General features: G+C 61.8%; 20 protein-coding genes. 6 read left to right on the forward strand and 14 right to left on the reverse strand.

Annotation, left to right across the window (positions count from 1 at the left end):
* Positions 1-14 precede the first annotated feature (14 nt).
* Positions 15-1697: an acetolactate synthase large subunit gene (ilvB, locus tag BJN45_RS08420; RefSeq protein ID WP_076093930.1), complete on the forward strand. Its 1683-nt coding sequence runs from the start codon at positions 15-17 to the stop codon at positions 1695-1697.
* A gap of 2 nt (positions 1698-1699) precedes the next feature.
* Positions 1700-2011 carry an acetolactate synthase small subunit gene (gene ilvN, locus BJN45_RS08425; RefSeq protein WP_076093932.1) on the forward strand — a complete coding sequence of 104 codons (312 nt, stop codon included), beginning with the start codon at positions 1700-1702 and terminating at the stop codon, positions 2009-2011.
* A 28-nt stretch (positions 2012-2039) separates the two neighbouring features.
* On the opposite strand, the gene BJN45_RS18155 is transcribed toward ilvN, so the two are convergent.
* The 10 genes from BJN45_RS18155 to napF form a co-directional block, all read right to left on the reverse strand.
* Entirely contained in the window at positions 2040-3161 is a 1122-nt protein-coding gene (locus BJN45_RS18155) for a methyl-accepting chemotaxis protein (RefSeq protein WP_076093935.1), read from the reverse strand.
* 159 nt (positions 3162-3320) lie between these two features.
* Positions 3321-3923: a NapC/NirT family cytochrome c gene (locus BJN45_RS08435; RefSeq protein ID WP_088179056.1), complete on the reverse strand. Its 603-nt coding sequence runs from the start codon at positions 3921-3923 to the stop codon at positions 3321-3323.
* Positions 3924-3972: 49 nt separating this feature from the next.
* Positions 3973-4329: a c-type cytochrome gene (locus BJN45_RS08440; RefSeq protein WP_076093939.1), complete on the reverse strand. Its 357-nt coding sequence runs from the start codon at positions 4327-4329 to the stop codon at positions 3973-3975.
* Positions 4330-4532: 203 nt separating this feature from the next.
* The gene (locus BJN45_RS08445) at positions 4533-5168 is read right to left on the reverse strand and encodes a NapC/NirT family cytochrome c (protein WP_076093942.1); all 636 of its coding nucleotides are present in this window, start codon (positions 5166-5168) and stop codon (positions 4533-4535) included.
* A gap of 22 nt (positions 5169-5190) precedes the next feature.
* Entirely contained in the window at positions 5191-5652 is a 462-nt protein-coding gene (locus tag BJN45_RS08450) for a nitrate reductase cytochrome c-type subunit (RefSeq protein WP_076093944.1), read from the reverse strand.
* Positions 5649-6521: a quinol dehydrogenase ferredoxin subunit NapH gene (gene napH / locus BJN45_RS08455; protein WP_076093946.1), complete on the reverse strand. Its 873-nt coding sequence runs from the start codon at positions 6519-6521 to the stop codon at positions 5649-5651. Before napH ends, BJN45_RS08450 begins: the two co-directional genes overlap by 4 nt.
* Positions 6518-7318, reverse strand: a complete 801-nt coding sequence (gene napG, locus BJN45_RS08460) for a ferredoxin-type protein NapG (RefSeq protein WP_088179052.1) — start codon at positions 7316-7318, stop codon at positions 6518-6520. The genes napH and napG overlap by 4 nt, the downstream gene beginning before the upstream one ends.
* A 62-nt stretch (positions 7319-7380) precedes the next feature.
* A complete protein-coding gene (gene napA / locus BJN45_RS08465; protein ID WP_076093951.1) occupies positions 7381-9954 on the reverse strand; it encodes a nitrate reductase catalytic subunit NapA in 2574 nt (857 codons plus the stop codon).
* A gap of 2 nt (positions 9955-9956) precedes the next feature.
* On the reverse strand, positions 9957-10208 hold the full coding sequence (locus BJN45_RS08470) for a chaperone NapD (protein WP_076093954.1): 252 nt from the start codon (positions 10206-10208) through the stop codon (positions 9957-9959).
* Entirely contained in the window at positions 10205-10675 is a 471-nt protein-coding gene (gene napF / locus BJN45_RS08475) for a ferredoxin-type protein NapF (RefSeq protein WP_076093957.1), read from the reverse strand. Before napF ends, BJN45_RS08470 begins: the two co-directional genes overlap by 4 nt.
* Positions 10676-10963: 288 nt before the next feature.
* Between napF and BJN45_RS08480 the strand changes: the two genes are divergently transcribed.
* Both BJN45_RS08480 and narL read left to right on the forward strand, forming a co-directional pair.
* Positions 10964-12817 carry a HAMP domain-containing protein gene (locus BJN45_RS08480; protein WP_076093959.1) on the forward strand — a complete coding sequence of 618 codons (1854 nt, stop codon included), beginning with the start codon at positions 10964-10966 and terminating at the stop codon, positions 12815-12817.
* A gap of 10 nt (positions 12818-12827) precedes the next feature.
* Positions 12828-13472: a two-component system response regulator NarL gene (gene narL / locus BJN45_RS08485; protein ID WP_076093962.1), complete on the forward strand. Its 645-nt coding sequence runs from the start codon at positions 12828-12830 to the stop codon at positions 13470-13472.
* A gap of 56 nt (positions 13473-13528) precedes the next feature.
* Here narL and BJN45_RS08490 read toward each other — a convergent pair whose 3' ends face one another.
* Together BJN45_RS08490 and BJN45_RS08495 are read right to left on the reverse strand one after the other, a co-directional pair.
* Entirely contained in the window at positions 13529-13948 is a 420-nt protein-coding gene (locus BJN45_RS08490) for a DUF4395 family protein (RefSeq protein ID WP_076093964.1), read from the reverse strand.
* A 68-nt stretch (positions 13949-14016) separates the two neighbouring features.
* The gene (locus BJN45_RS08495) at positions 14017-14796 is read right to left on the reverse strand and encodes a DUF1684 domain-containing protein (protein ID WP_076093966.1); all 780 of its coding nucleotides are present in this window, start codon (positions 14794-14796) and stop codon (positions 14017-14019) included.
* A gap of 80 nt (positions 14797-14876) precedes the next feature.
* Between BJN45_RS08495 and BJN45_RS08500 the strand changes: the two genes are divergently transcribed.
* Positions 14877-15173, forward strand: coding sequence for a DUF2502 domain-containing protein (locus BJN45_RS08500; protein ID WP_076093968.1), 297 nt, complete (start codon positions 14877-14879; stop codon positions 15171-15173).
* Positions 15174-15220: 47 nt separating this feature from the next.
* On the opposite strand, the gene clpB is transcribed toward BJN45_RS08500, so the two are convergent.
* Complete coding sequence (gene clpB, locus BJN45_RS08505) at positions 15221-17812, reverse strand: ATP-dependent chaperone ClpB (RefSeq protein ID WP_076093971.1); 2592 nt, start codon at positions 17810-17812, stop codon at positions 15221-15223.
* 175 nt (positions 17813-17987) lie between these two features.
* Between clpB and BJN45_RS08510 the strand changes: the two genes are divergently transcribed.
* Complete coding sequence (locus BJN45_RS08510) at positions 17988-19616, forward strand: methyl-accepting chemotaxis protein (RefSeq protein WP_076093973.1); 1629 nt, start codon at positions 17988-17990, stop codon at positions 19614-19616.
* A gap of 75 nt (positions 19617-19691) precedes the next feature.
* Here BJN45_RS08510 and moaE read toward each other — a convergent pair whose 3' ends face one another.
* The gene (gene moaE / locus BJN45_RS08515) at positions 19692-20144 is read right to left on the reverse strand and encodes a molybdopterin synthase catalytic subunit MoaE (protein ID WP_076093975.1); all 453 of its coding nucleotides are present in this window, start codon (positions 20142-20144) and stop codon (positions 19692-19694) included.
* Position 20145 lies beyond the last annotated feature (1 nt).

The raw sequence follows: 20145 nt of genomic DNA on the forward strand, positions 1-20145 counted from the left end.
CCAAGGAGCTCCAGATGAACGAAATCCCCACCGAAACCCTGAGCGGCGCACAGATCACCGTGCGCCTGCTCGAACGCCAGGGCATCACGCTGGTCACCGGCTATCCGGGCGGCGCCATCCTGCCGATTTATGATGCGCTCGGGCAGTCGACCGCAATCCGCCATGTCCTCGCCCGCCACGAACAGGGCGCTGGTTTCATCGCCCAGGGGATGGCCCGCGCCTCTGGCGAAGTCGCCGTCTGCATGGCCTCCTCCGGCCCCGGCGCGACCAACCTGCTGACCGCCATCGCCGATGCCAAGCTCGATTCGATCCCACTGGTGGCGATCACCGGCCAGGTGCCGAAATCGATGATCGGCACCGATGCCTTCCAGGAAGTCGACACCTACGGCCTGACGATCCCGATCACCAAGCACAACTTCCTCGTTTCCTCGACCGAGGAACTGCTCGAAGTCATCCCGCGCGCCTTTGAAATTGCCGCTTCCGGACGTCCCGGGCCGGTGCTGATCGACATCCCGAAGGACGTGCAGAGCCGCGCCATCGACGTCGACGCCTGGCCAGAGCCGGGCCGCCGCATCATGCCGGCGCCGGCCGACGGCATGGCGCTGGCCGAAGCGGCCTCGCTGATCGGCGCAGCCAAACGGCCGATCCTTTATCTTGGCGGCGGCGTCATCCATGCCGGCGCGTCGAATCTTGCGGTCGACCTCGCCGAAAAGGCAAATTTGCCGACGGTGATGACGCTGATGGCGCTAGGCGCGATGCCGGTCGACCATCCGCTGTCGATCGGCATGCTCGGCATGCACGGCGCACCCTATACGAACCTGGCGCTCGACGAGTGCGACCTGCTGATCGCCGTCGGCGCCCGCTTCGACGATCGTGCCACCGGCAAGGTTGCCGCCTTCTGTCCGCAGGCGCGGATCGTCCACATCGACATCGACCCGGCCGAACTGGACAAGATCAAGACCGCCCACGTCGGCATCGTTGCCGATGTCGCCGAGGCGCTCGGCCGGCTGCTGCCGCTGGTGCCGGAAAATCCGCGCAAAACCTGGGTTGACCGCATCAATGCGCTGAAGGCAGCGCATCCGCAACCGCTGCCCGATGTCGACGATCCGCGCTCGCATTTCGGCCTGATCCGCAGCATTGCCGCCTGCCTGGACCGCGACGCGATCATCGCCACCGATGTCGGCCAGCACCAGATGTGGGTGGCGCAGGCCTATCCGCTGCGCCGGCCGCGCCAGTGGCTGACTTCCGGCGGCCTCGGGACGATGGGCTTCGGCGTGCCGGCGGCGATCGGCGCCGCCCTGGCCGAACCGCAGCGCACCGTCGTCTGCTTCACCGGTGACGGTTCGATCCTGATGAACATCCAGGAGCTGGTCACCGCCGCCGAACAGCGGGTGAACCTGAAGATCGTGCTGATGAACAATGCCGTGCTCGGCCTGGTGCACCAGCAGCAGACGCTGTTTTACGGGGAGCGGCTGTTTGCCTCGGAGTTCCAGGCGATGCCCGATTTCGTCGGCGTCGCCCGTGCGCTCGGCATTGCTGCGGTCGACCTCGACCAGGCGGCAAATCCCTGCGCTGCGCTCGCCGAGGCCTTCGCCCGCCCCGGTCCGTGCCTGATCCACGCCGGCATCGATGCCGGACAGAAGGTCTATCCCATGGTGCCACCCGGCGCCGCCAACCGCGACATGATCGGAGCCTGAACATGAACGCCATCAACCGCAACGAAAACAACGCCCTTGCCCGGGCCGTGCTGGAAATCGACGTCGCCAACCATCCTGGCGTGATGTCGCATGTCGTCGGCCTGTTCTCGCGCCGTGCCTACAACGTCGAGGGCATCCTTTGCCTGCCGGTCGGCGACGGCAAGGCCAGCCGCATCTGGCTGCTGCTCATCGAAGACCAGCGCCTGCCGCAGATGATCCGGCAGGTCGAAAAGCTGGAGGATGTGGCCGCGGTGCGCCGGCATCACGCCGGGCACGCGGTGTTCAAGCAATTGGAAAGTTTCTTCAAACCATGAAAAAACCCGGCTTCGGCCGGGTTTTTTTTCAGTGGCTGATGCACAGCACCGCCGGGTCCCTGTCGGCGACCTCGGCCATGCGCTGCAGGTTGTCGAGTACGCGGAAACTGGATTGTTCCATCGCCTCGACATGCTTCAGCATCAGCGTGCTGTCGCCGGCCAGACGGGCCCGCAACGCTTCGATGCCGAAGCGGTGCACGTCGACGTGCGGCGCTTCGATTTCGCGATAGCCGTCGAGCTTACTGAAGCATTCACGCCCCTCGCCCTCGTAGTACCACTTGCCCAGACGGCAGCCGGTATGCGAGGCGACCTGGTCGGGATTCACCTGCTCCAGGCCGAACAGGCCGAGATAGATGCGGAACTTGAACACCAGGTGGTCCACCTTGGCGACTTCGACGAAGCTCTTCAGCGAACTGCCGGCGATGACGCCTTCCATCTTGCGCGAGAGCTCGATCAGCCGGTTCATGTCTTCGGTGGCGTGCTTGCCGCGCTCGCTGTGTTCGTTCGCCATCTGCGCCAGGGACTCCATCGCTTCCCGGGCTTGCGAGGAGTCGTCGCGAATACTCGTAACCAGGCCGTCGATCTCCTGGGTCGCCTTGGCCGTGCGCTCGGCCAGCTTGCGCACCTCGTCGGCGACGACGGCAAAGCCGCGCCCCGCCTCGCCGGCCCGCGCGGCCTCGATGGCGGCGTTAAGCGCCAGCAGATTGGTCTGGTCGGCGATCTCGTGAATCAACTGGACGATGGCACCGATTTCGGTCGCCTGATGCGCCAGTGCATCAACATCGCGGGCGGCCCTGGCCGAGCCTTCAGCCAGCCGGTGCAGGTTGGCGGCAATCTCGGTGGTCGTCTGACCGCTGCTGGCCGATACCTGGGCCGCCTCGACTGCCTGCTGTTTTTCGTCCTTCAGCAGGTTGGCCATATTGCCCAGACTGGCTTGCGAACTACCGAGCGACTGGCTGAACAAAGCCAGGTTACTCAGGATGGCGCGCAGATTGTCGCACTCCATTTCTTTCTGCTGCCGCTCTTCAGCCTGTGCGGCCAGTGCCTGCTGCAATGCCGCAACTTCTACTGCCAGCACCTCTTCACGACGTGCGCCTTCGCTCAGTGCGCGTTCAAGCGCACCAAGCCTTTCCTTGTTGTTCCAGAACATGCCTACCCTCACCCGCGATGCGGCGCCATGCCGGCGCCTTGTTTATTGTTTTTTGCTCCAAAACCGTATGATCGGTTTCGGGCGCGGCAATCTTACTACAGGCAGGCTTCAATACCCATGACAGGGCCGCGGTTTTATTCAACCGGGCCCCACCTGGTTTCATTCCTCGTCTTCGGGCTCTTCGTATTCTTTCGGCAACTGGTGGGCGATTCCCTTGTGGCAATCGATGCAGGTCTTGCCATCGGCCTTGGCTGCCATGTGCTTCTTGTACGGCGTCTTACGCTGCAACTCCTCGCTCATCGCCTCGAAGCTGTGGCAGTTCCTGCACTCGCGGGAGTCACTGGCCTTCATCCGCGCCCATTCGCGGGTCGCCATTTCCATCCGATGGCCCTCGAATTTTTCCCGGGTGTCGATGACGCCGGTGATCTTGCCCCAGACTTCCTTGCTCGCCTGGATCTTGCGAATGATCTTGTGGCTCCAGTCCTTCGGCACGTGACAGTCGGAGCAGACCGCCTGGACGCCGGTGCGGTTGCTGTAGTGGATGGTTTCCTTGTATTCCTTGTAAACGTTGTCGCGCATCTCGTGACAACCGATACAGAAAGTCATCGTGTTGGTCGCTTCCATCCCGGTGTTGAAACCACCCCAGAACAGGATCCCGGAAACGAAACCGACCGACAGCAAGGTCAGCAGCGAATAGCGCACGCTCGGTCTGACGAGTACGCTCCAGCAGCGACGCAAGCCGCTTTTTCCTTCATTGTTCATCATTGCCCCCCAGGCATCGTGAGCGCCCCGCCCGGCGGGGCGACGCGGCTTACAGCGTCAGGATGTACTGCACCAGGTTCTTGATCTGGGCCACATCCTTGGCCGGGGATGTCTTGACGACCTTGTGCTGTTCTTCAGTGCCGTCGGAAAGCTTGACCGTCGGACCAGTCGACAGGTGCGTGACCAGTTTATCCTCACCGTCGGCCTTGCCCTTGTACTTGGCGGCCACCTTGTTGAAGCCGGGGCCATCCTTATCCTTCGCCATGCCGTGGCACTGCGTGCACTTGTTCTGCTTCATCAGGTCCTTGGCGGCATCGACGTCAAGCGCCAGGGCGCCACCGGAGAGCATGGCAGCGGCGATGCCGGCCACCAGGGTGGAGGTGAATGTCTTCAACGGCTGTTTCATGTGTGGTCTCCCAGAATATTGCTTGCTAACAAGGTCACTGCTCAGGTTCCGGGCACCATTTTCCGTACCCTGACTGGGGAATTCCTTGATCTGTGTCGCCAATCGCCGGCCAACAGCAAAATAAACCGGGAAATTTCACCGCCCAAAAGCAGAACCGCCAGGCAATCTGCATTACCTGGCGGTCCGAGGAGTGATGGAAAGGCTTACTTGCCGGCAGGCGGATGGAAGACCTGCGGGGCAGCGCCATCAGCGTTGATTTCGCTGATCGACTGGTCGACTTCCGGCAGCTTGTGGGCGATGCCCTTGTGGCAGTCGATACAGGTCTTGCCTTCGTTGAAGGCCTGCTGGTGCGTGTTGGCACCGCGCCGGCCCTGCATGCCATAGTCGAAATACTCGAAATTGTGGCAATTGCGGCATTCCTGCGAGTTGTTGGCCTTCATCCGGCTCCATTCGCGGGTCGCCATTTCCAGACGATGTGCCTCGAACTTTTCCGGCGTATCGACGATGCCGGTGATCTTGCCCCAGACTTCCTTGCTCGCCTGGACCTTGCGGATGATCTTCGGCACCCATTCCTTGGGCACGTGACAATCCGGACAGGTGGCGCGGACGCCGGAACGGTTCGCGTAATGGATGGTGCTCTGGTATTCCGCGTACACGTTGTCCTTCATCTCGTGGCACGAGATGCAGAACTCTTCCCGGTTGGTCATTTCCATCGCGGTGTTGAAGCCGCCCCAGAAGACGATGCCGGCCACGAACAGCCCGAGTACCGTCAGCACCCCGATACCCGCCACCCAGGCCCTGACTCTTGCGGTCAACCCCGCCGGTTTGTTGTTTTCCATGATTCTTCTCCGTCAGCCGTCTTCAGCGAATGCCTTCGGCCGGCTTGAACTTGTTGGCCACCAGCGGCTTGGCATCGACCTGCGGCACGTGGCACTGCTGGCAGAAGTAGCGACGCGGCGAGATGTTCGACAGTTCCTGACCGTCACGCGTCTTGAAGTGGGTCAGCGACACCTTGGTCGCGCCGGTTTCCTTGTAACGCGTCCAGGAATGGCAATCCATGCACTTGTTGTACTTCATGGTGACGTTGTAACCCTCCACCTTGTGCGGAATCAGCGGCGGCTGCTGGACGTAGTCGCGCTCGATCGGCGCACTGTCCTTCATCGTCTTGAAGGGGTCGGCCGACTCGGTCTCCGGGGCCTGAATGGCTGCGCCGCGCAGGGATTTGAGACCTCCCTCGGAAGCATGGACGGGGGCCCAGGACAGCGTGGTAGCCATAAGTGCCGCGGCCAAAGCAGCAGTGAACAGGCGGCTCTTGTTTTTCATGAATCGCTCCTTTGATCGAACCGATGAGTAAAGTGGAAAACGTGTTTGTTGCAGACATCGATGCAGCGGCCGCAGTTGGTGCAGTCGCGATCGAGGATGAGCGGACTTTCCTGCCCGGCCTTCTTCAACGCCGGCCGGATGACCTGCGGTTCCGGGCAGACGGCAAAACAGTCCATGCAGTCGTCGCAGCGGCCGCGCTGGTCGGCGGTGATGCGAATCAGCGATTTCTGCCCGAGCAGGCCGTAGAAGGCGCCCATCGGACAGAGGTGACCGCACCAGCCGCGCGAGGCGACCAGTACGTCGTAGGAAAAGATGGCAAAGATCACGACCAGACTGCCGGACAGTCCGAAGATCAGACTGCGTTGCAGGATGGTCACCGGATTGACCCACTCCCAGACCACGGTGCCGGTGACCGCCGCTGCGAGCAGCGAACCGGCCAGCACCCAGTAGCGGGTATTGCCGTCCGGCGCCCGGCCCGACTTCAGGCCGAGCCGGCGGCGCAACCAGGCGGCGACGTCGGTGACGACATTGACCGGGCAGACCCAGGCGCAATAGATGCGCCCGCCGAACAGCGCGTAGAACGCGATGACGATGGCCGCCCCGATCAGCGCCGAGGATGCCGGCATGAAACCGGCTGCCAGACTCTGGACGAACAGGTAGGGATCGGTCAGCGGCAGGATGTCCAGCGTCAGCGACGAGGCCAGGTTGCCCTTGGCGATCCACAGGCCGAACCAGGGGCCGGTCATGAACAGCAGTAGTACGGTCAACTGCGAAATCCGGCGTAAAACCAGGTAACGGTTGGCGGCCAGCCAGCCCTTGTCGCGGATCGCATCGCTGCCCGGACGACTGATGCTGCGTTTTGCGCTCATGGTTTCCACCCGGAATCCAGGCCGGCCGGCGGCGTATCGACGCGAACGTCGCCGTGGGCCTTGCCTTCCAGTCCGCGTACCGGCATTTCAAGCTGATCGCCGATCAGCGAACCACCGTGTTTCTGCTTTTCTTCCCAACCCTTGCGGTAATGGTCCGGCAAGGCGCCCTTGGCGAGCTTCACCGGCATCACCTTGATTGCCGCTTCCGGCAGCACGCAGGCGGCCTCGCACTTGCCGCAGCCGGTGCAATGGCTGGAATGAACCGTCGGCAGCAGCAACGCATGCCGGTCGGAGCGCGGGTTGTGCAGGGTTTCCAGCGTGATCGCCTTGTCGATCACCGGGCAGACCCGATAACAGACATCGCAACGCAGGCCGAGGAAATTCAGGCAGGTTTCCTGGTCGGAAAGCACCGCCAGCCCCATCCGTGCGTCGTGAATGTCGGTCAGCTTCGGATTCAGCGCGCCGGTCGGGCAGGCCTTGACGCAGGGAATGTCGTCGCACATCTCGCAGGGAATGCTGCGCGCCCGGAAATATGGCGTGCCACCGGCGACATCGCTGCCAACGGGGGCCAGTACCAACGTATCGTAAGGACAGTCACGCACGCACAGACCGCAGCGCACACAGGCCGACAGGAACTCGTCTTCGGCCAGCGCCCCGGGCGGACGCAGGGCCTGCGCCGGGTTGGCCGCAGCCGGCCGTACCGCCAGCAAAGAACCGAAGGTGAGCAGCGCCCCGCCGCCGGCTGCGGCAGCGATGCCGTTGAGGAACTTCCGGCGTGCCGCAGATGCGGGCGACACGTCGGGATTCCTTTCAGGCTTGGCGGTGGGATTCGTGCTCACGATTCAGGCTCGATGGACGGTCAGGCGCGGGTGATCTTCACCGGACACTTCTTGAAGTCCGTTTCCTTGGAAATCGGGCAAGTCGCGTCGAGGATCAGCTTGTTGACCAGCTTGCCTTCATCGAAGAAGGGAATGAACACCAGGCCGATCGGCGGCTTGTTGCGACCCTTGGTTTCGACGCGCAACTGGATCTCGCCGCGCTTCGATGCCACCTTGACCTTCATGCCACGCTGGATGCCGCGCTTCTTGGCATCTTCCGGGTGCATGAAGACCACGGCTTCCGGCACCGAGCGATGCAGTTCCGGGACGCGACGGGTCATCGAACCGGTGTGCCAGTGTTCAAGCACGCGGCCGGTGGACATCCACAGGTCGAATTCCTTGTCCGGCATTTCCGGCGGCTGCTGGTACGGCAGCGCGAAGATCACGGCCTTCTTGTCCTTGTGACCGTAGAAGCTGAAGTCCTCGCCAGCCTTGACGTACGGATCGTAGCCTTCGCGGAAGCGCCACAGCGTTTCCTTGCCATCGACCACCGGCCAGCGCAGGCCACGGGCCTTGTGGTAGGTGTCGAACGGTGCCAGATCGTGACCATGACCGCGACCGAACGCGGCGTATTCCTCGAACAAGCCCTTCTGCAGGTAGAAGCCGAGTTCCTTCGATTCGTCGTTGGTATAGCCCTTGATCGCGTGACCGTTGGTCTTTTCCAGATCGGCCAGCGGGAACTTGTTGACCGCACCATTCTTGTAGAGGACATCGAACAGCGTCTTGCCCTTGTACTGCGGCTTCTTGGCGATCAGCTCGGCCGGCCAGACATCCTCGACCTTGAAGCGCTTGGAGAACTCGATGTACTGCCACAGGTCAGACTTGGCCTCACCCGGTGCCGACACCTGCTGACGCCAGAACTGGGTACGGCGCTCGGCATTGCCGAAGGCACCTTCCTTCTCGGTCCACATCGCCGACGGCAGCACCAGGTCGGCAGCCATCGCCGAGACGGTCGGATAGGCGTCGGAGACGACGACGAAGGCGGCCGGATTGCGCCAGCCCGGGTAGATCTCGTCGTTGATGTTCGGACCGGCCTGCATGTTGTTGGTGGTCGTCGTCCAGTAGCACTTGAGCTTGCCGTCCTTCAGCATGCGGCTCTGCAGCACGGCGTGGAAACCGATCTTGGCGTTCAGCGTGCCTTCCGGCAGTTGCCAGATATCCTCGGTCAGCTTGCGGTGGGCCGGGTTCATGACGACCATGTCGGCCGGCAGGCGGTGGGCAAAGGTACCGACTTCACGTGCGGTGCCACAGGCTGACGGCTGGCCGGTCAGCGAGAACGGACCGCTGCCCGGCGTCGAAATCTTGCCGGTCAAGAGGTGCACGTTGTAGATCATGTTGTTCACCCAGGTACCGCGGGTGTGCTGGTTGAAACCCATGGTCCAGAAGCTGACGACCTTCTTCTTCGGGTCGGCATACAGCTCGGCCATCCGCTTCAGGCGGTCGGCCGGCACGCCGGACAGCTTGGCGGTCTTTTCCAGCGTGTATTCGGAAACGAACTTGGCGAATTCGTCGAAGCTGATCGGCTTGGCAGCACCGGTATCGCCCTTCGGCTTGCCGTCGGCGCCGGGATAACCGTTCGACTTGGCATCCTTTTCCAGCGCATGCGCCGGGCGCAGGCCATAACCGATATCGGTCTCGCCCATCTTGAAATTGACGTGCTTCTTGACGAAGTCCTGATTGACCTTGCCGCTCTGGATGATGTAGTTGCAAATGTAGTTGAGGATCGCCAGATCGGTCTGCGGCGAGAAGATCATCGGGTTGTCGGCCAGCTCGTAGCTGCGATGCTCGAAGGTGGACAGCACGTGAACTTCGGCGCTGGCATGCGTCAGCCGGCGGTCAGTGATGCGCGACCACAGGATCGGGTGCATCTCGGCCATGTTCGAGCCCCACAACACGAAGGCATCGGCGTTCTCGATGTCGTCGTAGCAGCCCATCGGCTCGTCGATACCGAAGGTACGCATGAAGCCGGCAACGGCCGAGGCCATGCAATGGCGGGCATTGGGATCGAGGTTGTTGGAACGGAAACCGGCCTTCCACAACTTGACGGCAGCGTAGCCTTCCCAGATCGTCCATTGGCCGGAGCCGAACATGCCGATCGACGAAGTCATTTCATTGACCGGCTTGCCGGCATTGGCCTTCATGTCGGCGGCCAGCGCTTCCTTCCACTTGGCTTCCATGATGTCGAAAGCCTGGGTCCAGGTAATCGGCTGGAAGTCGCCGTTCTTGTCGTACTTGCCGTTCTTCATCCGCAGCAGCGGCTTGGTCAGGCGATCCTCGCCATACTGGATCTTCGACAGGAAATAGCCCTTGATGCAGTTCAGGCCACGGTTGACCGGTGCATCCGGGTCACCCTGGGTGGCGACGATGCGGCCTTTCTGGACGCCGACCAGCACCGAACAGCCGGTGCCACAGAAGCGGCAGGCGGCCTTGTCCCAGCGGACATCGGTCGATGAGCCGGCCGGATTCGCGGCCTGGGCAGTCAGGGGAATCCCGGCGGTCGCTGCAGCGGCAGCAACAGCCTGGGTTTTCAGGAAATCACGGCGATTCATGGTCATGGTCAAGCCTCCTCGGGTTCAAGCGCGTCGTCGCAGTATTCGTAAGCCAGGGTCACCGACATGACATGGGGCACGTGATGGACCTGAATGATGGAATCGGATACGGCATAGCCCTCGCCGTCTTCGATCAGGACAAGCATCCGTCCGTCGCCCTGATCGTGGGCCACGGAAGCGCCCGGCACGGCCTCGACGCCAAGCTGGACATCACGGGTGTGCTCGGGCAGGTATTTCAGGACGAGACTGACGATCTTCATGCGGCACCTCGAAGGGCTAGGGAAGGAAAATTCGGCGGCGCGATGCGGATGGCACGCGTCGGACAATCGGCCAGACAGGCACCGCAACCGGTACAGGCTGCGCTGTCGAGCTGTGGCCGGGCAACACCGCCGACCGTCGGGGGAAAATGGATGGCGCCGACGTCGCACAGCTCGCCGCAGGTCCGGCAGACCACGTTGTGGTCGGTCAGACAATCCACCGAGAAGAAGGCGCGCAAGGACCAGGGCGACTGCCCCGGCTGTTCGCGCAGCGCCAGCGGCTTGCAGGACTGGCGGCAATCGCCGCAGAAAGTGCAACCTTCCGGCGCCCGGCCGACGGTGAAGTCGGCTTCGGGGAATCCGCCGTCGCCCTTGACCAGCAGACCGGTCGGGCAGGCAGTGAGGCATTCGCCGCAACGTGTGCAGGCATCGATAAACAGGGCTTCCGGCAACGCCCAGGGCGGGCGCATGGCATCTCCCCGGCCCGATCGGGCGACACCCAGGAAAGCACGGCGGGAAAGCGTCACGTTGATTGCTCGAAAAGTTGTTCTGCGATGCATACTACGTGGCGAAACGGGGGTGCGACAGTGGTCGAAAAGCCCGGAAACAGTCGCCATCTACACCTAAATAGGTAGGACAGCAGACCAAAGAAACATCAGTTTTTCCCGTAAAATCAAGCTCATGAAAAAAACCATTGCACTCAGCCCCGGGCAACCGAATACCCCGCTGTTCAAAAGGGGTAATCCCCAATACACGCCATGAAGCGTTTCGTCGTTTCGATCTCGCAGGCGCTGCACGATTCGGTCCTGGTACGCCTCGGTCTGGCGATGGGCATCCTGGCCCTGCTCTCTTTCGCTTCGATCGTCACATCGACGGTGATTGCCGAGAACATCAGCGGCCAGGCGAGTGCGATCAATGTCTCGGGATCGCTGCGCATGATGAGCTTTCGCAGCCTGAGCGAGGTCCAGCAACCGGACAAGCGGGCCCAGGCGCTCGACACCATCGAGCAGTTCGAGCGCCGCCTGCATGGCCTGGACCGCCACGTTCAGAGCAAGACCGCGGGCGATTCACCGTCGAAACAGGCCATCAACGTGGTCACCTTGCGCTGGACCGAACATATCCGCCCGATTGCGCGCGCTGCCGCCGAAGGCAATGGCGATGCGTTGATCCAGATGGCACAGGACATCCCCGGCTTCGTCCAGCAGATCGATTACGTCGTGCAATTGATCGAGGAGGATCTCGAACACAAGGTGCGCTGGCTGCGGGCAACACAATTCGCGCTGCTGACGCTGATCCTTCTGGTCAGTCTGGTGACCAGCTGGATGTTGCGCCGGCAACTGGTACAACCCCTGGCGCAGTTGCTCAAGGCGGCGAAGACAGTCTCGCGCGGCTCGTTTTCGGTACGCGTCCGTCACGTCAGCGGCGATGAGCTCGGACAACTGGGACGTGCCTTCAACACCATGGTGGCCGAGATTGCCAGCATGTACGGCAACCTCGAAGAAAAGGTCGACGAGAAGACGCGCGAACTGACGCGGACCAATGAGTCGCTGGAACTGCTGTACAAGGTCAGCCAGAAACTGTCGGCGAGCGACCTGACGCTGGAACAGTTGCAGGGCATCCTGCGCGAAGTCGAAAGCTCGCTGGAACTCGGCCACAGCATGATCTGCATCAGCGACAACGGTCATCTGCCGGCACACCCGGTGGTTGGCGACCTGACCCCGGACGAAGTAAGCAAATGGTGCGGTCAACAGGATTGCGGGCAGTGTTTTGCCCGCACCTCGGAAACGCTGAGTCAACAGGCCGAATCCAGCAACGTCGTGGTGGTGCCGATCGGCGAGGCCGGCGGCCTGCAGGGCACGCTACCGATCATGCTGCGTTCGCGCGATCCCTTGCCGGCGGACACTGCCCGCCTGATCGAGACGGTCGGCCATCATGTCTCGAACGCCCTGATCAACATGCGGCGGACCGAGGAAAAACACCGGCTGGCGGTACTTGAGGAACGTTCGGTCATCGCCCGCGAACTGCACGACTCGATCGCGCAGTCGCTGAGCTATCTGCGCATCCAGGTGACCCGTCTGGAAAAATGCATCGATCAGGGTTGCGATGCCCGGACCATCGCCGAGGAACTGAAGGACGGCCTGAGTTCGGCCTACCGCGAACTGCGCGAATTGATCACCACCTTCCGCCTGCGCATCGACGAACGCGGCTTCGGCGTCGCGCTGGAAGAAACCATCGCCGAATTCTCGACCAAGCTGGCTTTCCCGGTCGAACTGCACAACACGCTGTCTGGCATCGTGCTTTCCGGCAACGAGGAAATGCACGTGATCCGCATCATTCGCGAGGCGCTGTCGAATATCGAACGCCACGCCGGCGCGACACAGGCCGCCGTGAATATCTCGGTCGATGCCGAACACAGCGTGTGCATCCGCATCAGCGACAACGGCAAGGGCTTCAACCCCGCCGAGATTCCGGAAAACCATTTCGGCACCAGCATCATGCGCGACCGCGCCCATATCCTCGAAGGCGAATTGAGCGTGGATACCGCACCCGGTGCCGGCACGACCATCAACCTGAATTTCCTGCCGCAGAAATACCGGCAAACCGAACACTGAGGCCACCGACATGCCCGACAAGACCCGCGTACTGATCATTGACGACCACCCGCTGTTCCGCCGCGGCGTCTGCCAGTTGCTCGCCCTCTCCCCGAACTTCATCGTCATCGGCGAAGCGGCCAGTGGCCAGGAAGGGATCGAGATGGCCAAACTGCACGACCCGGACCTGATCCTGCTCGACCTCAACATGAAAGGCATGAACGGTCTGGAAACGCTGCGCACGATGCGTGACCTGGAGATCGACGCACGCATCATCCTGATCACCGTCTCCGATGCGCCGGAAGACCTGATCGCGGCGATCCGCGCCGGCTCCGACGGCTACATCCTGAAGGACAACGACCCCGACGACATCCTCAAGCTGATCGACAGCGCAATGCACGGGCGCAACGCCATCAGCCCGGAACTGACCAGCCTGCTGGCGACCGCACTGCGCGAGGAAAGCGTCGTCGAGCAACGCAGTCAGGCCAGCCTGACCGAGCGCGAAACGGCGATCCTCAAGTGCCTGGCCGCCGGCATGTCGAACAAGCTGATCGCCCGCGAACTCGACATCATGGAAAGCACGGTCAAGGTGCACATCCGCAACCTGCTGAAAAAGCTGAAGTTCCGCTCGCGTGTCGAAGCCGCGGTGTGGGCCGTGGGCAATCACGTCACCTGAAATGCAGACGAAAAAAAAGCGCGGAACACCGCGCTTTTTCGGACTGGCCGGAAAACTCAAGCCTGCTTGAACTTGTAATACGCACCGTAGGCCCAGCAGGCGGCACAGAAACCGGTCACCAGGTCGATGAAGGCGAAAATCAGGATGGCCGTGGCCGGAATCACGCCAATATCGGAACCTGCCAGCCAGGTCACGAACATCGCTGTACCGGCGATGCCGGCAATCTTGTCGGCAAACATCTTGGAACCGGCGTTCTGCATCTTCGGCATGCCGAGTTTCTGCGTGACACCGGCAAACAGCTTGTACGACATGCACTTGTGCGGCGAGACGAAACCGCGCATCAAGCCGCCGAAAGCAAGCAGGATCGACACCCACTGGTATGGCGTGAACAGGTAGAGTGCGGCGATGGCAAAGCTCATCGCCGCATGGAAACGGTAGGCATTGGAACAGACCGGTGCAATGTCGAAACGCAGCATGAAAAAACTCCGCACTAAATATAACTAGACGCTTATATTAGCATATTGCGTTTGACGGCAGCAACACCTCAGTGATCGCCCTGCCAGCGTTTCTCGCCTGCCGGGACGGCGAACGGCAGCCAGTTTTCCGGCGGCGGCAACGGACAGGTGGCGAACGGCGTGAAGGCGCAGGGCGGATTGAAGGCGCGGTTGAAATCGAGCGTGATCCGGCCGTCGACCGCAGGATTCGCCTTCAGGAAGCGACCGGCGCCATACGTTTCCTTGCCGCTCGTGCGGTCGCGGAAGACGAAGAAGACCTCGCGCTCGCCAACCGACATCGGCAAAAGTTCGACATTTTGCCCGTCGACCGCAAAAACCGCCCGGAAGGCAACGCTGACCGGCTTCAGTTCGCCGCTGACGTTGGGCACTTCCATCATCAGCGGTGGTTCGAGCGGCAACCAGTCAGCCGTGATAATCCAGGCCGGATCTTCCGGAAAACAGGCAAGACCGACAAAAGGCCGGCGGCTGGCCCAGTCGCGATCACGCAGCCGGACGGCGAACCGGCTATCGCGGTCGACGACGAAAAATGACAGATTTTCATGGTCGACCGTGGAAGGCTTCCCTTCACGATCGGTCTGCAATTCACGTTCGCTGCCATCGGCCGCCCGCCAAAGCAGACGCCCGGCCTGCCAGTCGAGCTCGCCCAGCCAGGCCGGACCGGTCGGCAGCCGCACCGGACAATCGTCGCCGCTGCCGACCCGGTTGCTGCCAGGCTCCAGCCAGAACAGGCCGACCAGACCAAGCCAGCTGTCCGGCCCGGACAGTTCCGCGTGACGGGCCTGCCGCCAATTCTCCAGCGCAACTTTCATTTGCTTACAATCCTTCTGTTACCCTTTTCGCTGCTTGGCCGTTATCCATCGTACGGTCCACATCAACGAGAGAGCAAATCATGAAAAAAATCCTGCTGGCTGCATTGATCGCAGCTACCCCGCTGTTCGCCGGTGCCAGCGACGTGCGTGTCGACGTCGGCTCACTCCGCGTCCAGACCGGTGGCGTCACTGTCACTTTCGGCAGCCGCAACGACCGCGGCTACTACTGGGACGGCCAGGAATGGCGCGAACCGGTGTACTGGAAGAAGCACCACGGCCCACGCGGCGAGAAATACTATACCGGGCGACCGCAGGGCGTACCGCACCAGGGTCCGGGTTTCTGCCCGCCGGGCCAGGCCAAGAAGGGCAACTGCTGAACAAAGGGCGGGTCTGACGACCCGCCCTTGTCATTTACTGATCCGTTTCAGCCCTTGGCAAAGCGCATGATCCCGCCGGTCGCCGGGTCGCAGCTGACACGAATCGTATCCTTGGCAACGAACTTCCCTTCCAGGATCGCCTTCGCCAGCGGATTCTCGATCTGCTGCTGGATCGCCCGCTTCAGCGGCCGCGCGCCGAACACCGGGTCGAAACCGGCCTGCGCCAGTTCAGCCAGTGCACTGTCGTCGACAACGATGGCCATGTCGAGCTGGGCCAGCCGCTTTTCCAGGTAGCCGAGCTGGATCTTCGCGATGCCGGCGATGTGCTTTTCGTCGAGCGCATGGAAGACGACGACTTCGTCGATGCGGTTGATGAATTCCGGCCGGAAGTAGTTTTTCACTTCCGCCATGACCGCCATCTTGATCACGCCGTAATCGTCGCCCGACATCTGCTGGATCATCTGGCTGCCGAGGTTGGAGGTCATGACGATCACGGTGTTCTTGAAATCGACCGTGCGCCCCTGACCATCCGTCATGCGGCCGTCGTCGAGCACCTGCAGCAGCACGTTGAAGACATCCGGATGCGCCTTCTCGACCTCGTCGAGCAGGATCACCGAGTACGGCTTGCGGCGAACCGCCTCGGTCAGGTAGCCGCCTTCCTCGTAACCGACATAGCCCGGCGGCGCGCCGATCAGGCGGGCAACCGAGTGCTTTTCCATGAACTCGCTCATGTCGATGCGGATCAGGTGATCCTCGGCATCGAACATGAATTCGGCCAGTGCCTTGCACAGCTCCGTCTTGCCGACGCCGGTCGGGCCGAGGAAGAGGAAGGAACCGTACGGCCGGTTCGGGTCCGACAAGCCGGCACGCGAGCGGCGGATGGCATCGCCAACCAGACGCACGGCTTCGTCCTGGCCGACGACGCGCTTGTGCAGGCGCTCTTCCATGTGCAGCAATTTTTCACGCTCGCCTTGCATCATCTTGCTGACCGGGATGCCGGTTGCCCGTGAGACAACCTCGGCGATTTCCTCGGCGCCGACCTGGGTGCGCAGCAGCTTGTTCTTCTGCCCACCGCTCTCGCCGGCCACTTCGGCAGCCTTCAGTTGCGCTTCGAGTTGCGGCAGCTTGCCGTATTGCAGTTCGGCCACTTCGCCCAACTTGCCTTCGCGCTGCAGGCGGACGATGTCGGCCTTAAGATGGTCGATCTCTTCCTTGATCTGCGCCGAACCGAGAACGGCCGACTTCTCGGCCTTCCAGATTTCCTCCAGATCGGAGTATTCCTTGGTCAGCTTGGCGATTTCTTCCTCGATCAGGCCGAAGCGTTTCTTCGACCCTTCGTCCTTCTCCTTCTTCACCGCCTCGCGCTCGATCTTCAGCTGGATGATGCGACGATCAAGCTTGTCCATCACTTCCGGCTTGGAATCGATTTCCATCTTGATCCGCGCCGCCGCTTCGTCGATCAGGTCGATCGCCTTGTCGGGCAGGAAACGGTCAGTGATGTAACGATGGCTCAACTCCGCCGCGGCGACGATGGCCGGGTCGGTGATGTCGACACCGTGGTGCAGTTCGTACTTTTCCTGCAGGCCGCGCAGGATGGCGATGGTCGATTCGACCGACGGCTCGTCGACCAGCACTTTCTGGAAACGACGCTCGAGCGCAGCATCCTTTTCGATGTACTTGCGGTACTCGTTGAGCGTGGTGGCGCCGATGCAATGCAGTTCGCCGCGCGCCAGCGCCGGCTTCAGCATGTTGCCGGCGTCCATGGCACCCTCCGCCTTGCCGGCGCCGACCATGGTGTGCAGTTCGTCGATGAACAGGATGATCCGGCCGGCTTCCTGCGACACTTCCTTCAACACCGACTTCAGCCTTTCCTCGAACTCGCCGCGATACTTGGCACCGGCGAGCAGGCCAGCCATGTCGAGGACCAGCACCTTCTTGCCCTTGAGCGTTTCCGGCACTTCGTCATTGACGATGCGCTGGGCCAGGCCTTCGACGATGGCAGTCTTGCCGACGCCCGGTTCGCCGATCAGCACCGGGTTGTTCTTGGTCCGCCGTTGCAGGATCTGGATGGCGCGGCGGATTTCATCGTCACGACCGATCACCGGGTCGAGCTTGCCCTGGGCAGCGCGTTCGGTCAGGTCGATGCAGTATTTCTTCAGCGATTCGCGCTGGCCTTCGGCTTCCTGGGAATCGACGCCCTGCCCGCCGCGCACGGCCATGATCGCAGCCTCGATGGATTTGCGGGAAAGGCCATGCTGTTTGGCAATGCGGCCGGTTTCGTTCTTGTCTTCACAGAGCGCAAGCAGGAACATTTCGCTGGCGATGAACTGATCGCCGCGCTTCTGCGCTTCCTTGTCGGTCAGGTTGAGCAGGTTGCCCAGGTCGCGACCGATCGAAACGTCGCCACCGTGGCCCTCAACCTTGGGCAGCCGGGTCAGCGCCTGTTCAAGATCGCGCTTGAGGCCGGGTACATTGACGCCGGCACGCCCCAGCAGCGAGGACGTGCCGCCTTCATCCTGCTGCAGCAGCGCCAGCAGCAGATGCTGTGGTTCGATGAACTGCTGGTCGTTGCCATTGGCCAGGCTCTGTGCGTCAGCCAGTGCTTCCTGGAATTTGGTGGTGAATTTGTCGATACGCATGCGAAGCTCCCGTCGGGAATGATCTGATGTTCGGAAAATGCGGTCACATTCCGAAATTTCAAGGGCAAACTCTTGTCGTCGGGAGTCTCCCCTATTGCGCAGGGGTAATTTGCGGGTAAGCTTGGCAAACTGTTACAAAGCAACATCACAAGCGAAAACAAGGGGAAGCAAAAAAATGAGTGGATCAGCAATGACACTGCGCGGCAAATTGACCGCCATGACAATTGCCACCATCGGCGCGTTGATCATCCTGTTTACCGTCCTGCTCATCGACGGCAAGCAGCGGATGATGGAGGACAGACAGAACAAGGTGCGTAATCTGGTCGAGGTTGCCCTCCACACGGCAGCACACTTCGAAGCGCAAGCAAAGGCCGGCAAGATCAGCGAAGAAGAAGCCCGGAAACTGGCGATGGAAGCCATCCGCGACATGCGCTACGACAAGATCGAGTATTTCTGGATCAACGACCTCAACGACCTGATGGTCATGCACCCGATCAAGCCGGAACTGGACGGCAAGAAGCTCGACCAGCTGAAGGATGCCAACGGCAAGTTCCTGTTCCAGGAATTCAACAGTGTCGTCAAGAGCAAAGGCTCGGGTTTCGTCGACTACCTGTGGCCCAAACCAGGCGCTGATGCCCCCGTTCCGAAAATATCCTTTGTCACGGGCTTCCAGCCCTGGGGCTGGGTCATCGGCTCGGGCATCTACATTGACGACGTCGATGCCAAGTTCCGCGAGGACGCCATCAAACTGCTGCTATGGGGTATCGGTATCTGCGGCTTCATCGCCATTTCGCTGCTCATGGTATCGCGCAGCATCATCCGCACGCTGGGCGGTGACCCGGCCGCGGCATCGGTCATCACCCGTCGCATCGCTGCCGGCGACCTGTCCACGCCAGTCGATTGCCCACCGGGTGAAAACCTGCTCGCCGACATCCGCGCGATGCAGGAAACACTGCGTACGATGATCACCACCATCATCAGCAATGCCGAGCATGTCGCCAGTGCCGCCGACCAGTTGCTCACAGCCTCCGAAGAAGTTGCCGACCGTGCCCGCCAGCAGAGCGACGCAGCATCGTCAATGGCTGCATCGGTCGAGGAAATGGCCGTCAGTATCGACCAGGTCAAGGAAAACGCCGACGAAGCCCATGGCATTTCCCAGGAATCCAGCGTCATCTCCGAGGAAGGCGCAGCGGTCATCCACAGCGCCGCCACCGAAATGCGCAAGATTTCCGAAGCGGTCCAGTCGTCTTCCGAAATCGTCGAAGACCTCGGTCGCCAGTCCGACCAGATCACCTCCATCGTCAATACCATCCGCGAAATTGCCGACCAGACCAACCTGCTTGCACTCAACGCCGCTATCGAAGCAGCACGCGCCGGTGAACAGGGACGTGGCTTTGCCGTGGTTGCCGACGAAGTGCGCAAGCTGGCCGAACGGACCAGTCTGTCGACGAAGGAAATCGCCGACATGGTCAGCAAGATCCAGAACGGCACACGCAGCGCAGTCAGCAGCATGCAGGCCGGTGTCGCCAAGGTCGGCAGCGGCGTGCAACTGGCCAATCAGGCCGGTGATTCGATCAACCGCATCCGCGATGGCGCCCAGCGCGTGACTTTCGTGGTCAACGGCATTTCCGATTCGATTACCGAACAGAGCATGGCCAGCAACGACATCGCGCAGAAGCTGGAAACCATTGCCCAGATGTCCGAGGAAAGCGCCATCGCCGTACGCCATACCGCCGATGCAGCGCGCCGCCTGCACTCGCTGTCCGGCGAACTGCACGAAGCGGTGGCCCGCTTCAAGACCTGATTTTCCGGTCTGCCAGAAATCACAAGGGGCGCCATGGCGCCCCTTGTTCATTTCCAGCTCATGACCTGCTGCGCTTCACTCCTGCCAGCGCGCCGCCGCCGTATCGTCGGTTTCCCGGGCATCGACCCAGCGGCCGCCGTCCGGCGTCACTTCCTTCTTCCAGAACGGCGCCTTCGTCTTCAGGTAGTCCATGATGAACTCGCAGGCGGCGAAGGCTTCGCCGCGATGCGCGCTGGTCACGGCCACCAGCACGATCTGATCGCAAGGCTTGAGCGGCCCGACACGGTGGATCACCAGCGCGTCGTAGATGTCCCAGCGCCCCTTCGCCTCGGCGACGATTTCTTCGAGCGCTTTCTCGGTCATGCCCGGGTAGTGCTCCAGCGTCATTTCGGCGACGCTGGCGCCGTCGTTGAGATCGCGCACCAGGCCGAGGAAGCTGGCCAGCGCGCCGACCCGGGTGTCGCTGCCGCGTAGTGCGGTCAACTCGGCGCCAACGTCAAAATCCGCCTGCTGGACACGCACGCTCATC

Source organism: Azonexus hydrophilus (genome assembly GCF_001956855.1).
Lineage (GTDB): Bacteria > Pseudomonadota > Gammaproteobacteria > Burkholderiales > Rhodocyclaceae > Azonexus > Azonexus hydrophilus_A.